This is a genomic window from Micromonospora sp. NPDC050276 (assembly GCF_044459545.1).
Classification (GTDB): domain Bacteria; phylum Actinomycetota; class Actinomycetes; order Mycobacteriales; family Micromonosporaceae; genus Micromonospora.
Genome location: NZ_JBITJA010000036.1, coordinates 1 through 2,090, shown reverse-complemented (window position 1 = coordinate 2,090; position 2,090 = coordinate 1). Strand labels below are relative to the sequence as shown.

Annotated in this window: 2 protein-coding genes; both read right to left on the bottom strand. The window is 73.5% G+C overall.

Annotation, left to right across the window (positions count from 1 at the left end):
* Positions 1-106 precede the first annotated feature (106 nt).
* Positions 107-766 (bottom strand): nucleotidyl transferase AbiEii/AbiGii toxin family protein, encoded by a 660-nt coding sequence (locus ACIBF8_RS31900; protein ID WP_124823330.1) that lies wholly within the window; start codon positions 764-766, stop codon positions 107-109.
* On the bottom strand, positions 763-1,104 hold the full coding sequence (locus ACIBF8_RS31895; RefSeq protein WP_396787627.1) for a hypothetical protein: 342 nt from the start codon (positions 1,102-1,104) through the stop codon (positions 763-765). The genes ACIBF8_RS31900 and ACIBF8_RS31895 overlap by 4 nt, the downstream gene beginning before the upstream one ends.
* Between the last annotated feature and the right edge of the window lie 986 nt (positions 1,105-2,090).

Here is a 2,090-nt window from a genome sequence, read left to right as displayed (position 1 = left end):
CGGCCTGGGCGTGCGGCTCGCGGCGCGGCCTGGTCGTGCGGTTCAACGGTGCGGCCTGGGCGTGCGGCTCGCGGTGCGGCCTGGGCGTGTGGCTCGCCTGTGCGGGTCAGCGCGGCCAGGCGGCGAAGCGCCGCCGGATCTCGGCGACGTCGGCGGCGCCCAGGCCGTAGCGCCCGAACCGCTGGTCGGACAGCCGGTCCAGGTAACGGCCAGCGGCGCGCACGTCGTCCGGGTCCAGTGCGGGATCGACCTGTCGTGCCAGCACCAACAGTTCGGTCACGTCGTAGTGGTCGAGGGCCGCCGCCACGTCGATGAAGTCACGAACCTCGCGCCGGTTGACCAACGCCGCGATCTTGTTGGCCACCAGGTCACGGACGTCCATCACCGGCCCGAGGTCCATCACCACCGGACTCTGCTGGCGGTCCAACCGGGCGAGGCTGAGCCGGATCTGCCGGCCGTCGCGGCTCACCACGAAATCCTTCATGTCCTGCTCGTACCCGTCGAACAACTCGGCCAGCTCACTGTCCGGGTCGGCGTCGCTGACGATGAACCCGGCCCGCTCCAGGGCCACGCGAACCCCGGCGGACGCGGCCGCTGCCGCACCCTCCACGTCCGCGAAAAGGTCGACGTCCTCGGTCGGTCGGGCGACCAGCCCGTGCGCCGCCCACGCCACCCCACCACCGAGCACAAACCGGTACGGCCCGGCGGCGGCAAGCGCCACCCGGGCCACCTCCCGGTAGAACTCGTGCAGGTGAGGCTCGATCACGCCGCGCGCAGGCCGCGGTGCCGGCTCTCCCACGCCTGGCGTACGCCCCGAGGCAGGTTGAGCAGTCGCCACACCCGGCGCAGTGTCCGCCCATTGATCAGCGCGCGCAGATCATCGGCCCGGGTGGTCTCGCGAAGCACGTTCTCGTACATCCAGAGCAGCTGGTCGGGGTCGCCGAGATCAAAGGTGCGCTCGGCGTTCCACATCAGCCGCACCGGCAGCTCCACCACACCTCGGGTGGGACCGGCCAGCTCGGCGAGCGTCCGCGCCACCACGGCAGGGCGACCTGGACGGGCCAGGAAAGCCACGTCGGTCGCGGTGGGGGAGACGGCCTGCATGGTGTCAGGGTAACGCCCGCCGGAGCCGGTGTCGCTCAGGCTGATCCCAGCGCCGTCCTCCAGGCGGCCACGAGTCGGCACCGGGGCGGGCCGGATGGGCTCGCGGTGGCCGGTCTGCCCGGTCCCGGTCAAGGGCGTCCCGTTCCGTCCGGCCGGGCCGTCCCCGTTCCTGCCGGCGGTCCCGGCGGTGTCGCTCGTCCGGGCGGTCCCGGTGTGTGTTGCCGGTCCCGGTCGGTCCGGGCCGTCCCCGTCCGTCCGGGCCGTCCCCGTGCGTGCCGGGCCGTCCCCGTCGGTGCCGGCCGTTCCCGTCGGTGTCGGCGGTCCCCGTCGGTGTCGGCGGTCCCCGTCGGTGTCGGCGGTCCCCGTCCGTGCCGGCGGTCCCGGCCGCCCGGGCGGCTCCCGGTACGGCCGGGCGGTCGGCGTCCCTGTCGGCGGTCCCGGTGCATGCCTTTTCGGTCCCGGTGCGTGTCGGCGGTCCCGGTCTTTTCGGGCGGTCCTAGCGTTCCGGACGGGGCCGGCCATACCGGAGGCGGCACGCCGGCACGACCATTGCGGGTCCGTGCCGGCCCGTGTGGGCTCGGTCCAGCGCCGGATTTGTCCGACTTGAGAGAGACTGCACGGGCGGCCCGTTCGTGATCGACTCGGGTTCGGTGATGTCGGGCCATCCAGGGGGGTCGGGGATACCCCGTTTTCCGTGAACGCGAGTGGATCACACCCGGTGGCGGCGGTTCGGAGTCCCGGTTACGGGGCGGCGTGGGGCGTTTGTCCGATCCTGGGCGTTTGTGGGGTGTGGTGGGCCGCACCTGTGGGGCGGAATCGTGGCCGGGCCGGGGTCGTTACATACCCTGACGATCGCAGCACCACCGGCCCGCCGCCCCGCCCCCGAGGGCTGGTCGGGCAGGTTGGAATGCCGGCCCGTGCCCGGTCGTTGTGGTCCCCACGGCAAACCGGCCGCCCGCGTCGAGCAGGGCGCTGGTAGGTGGGCC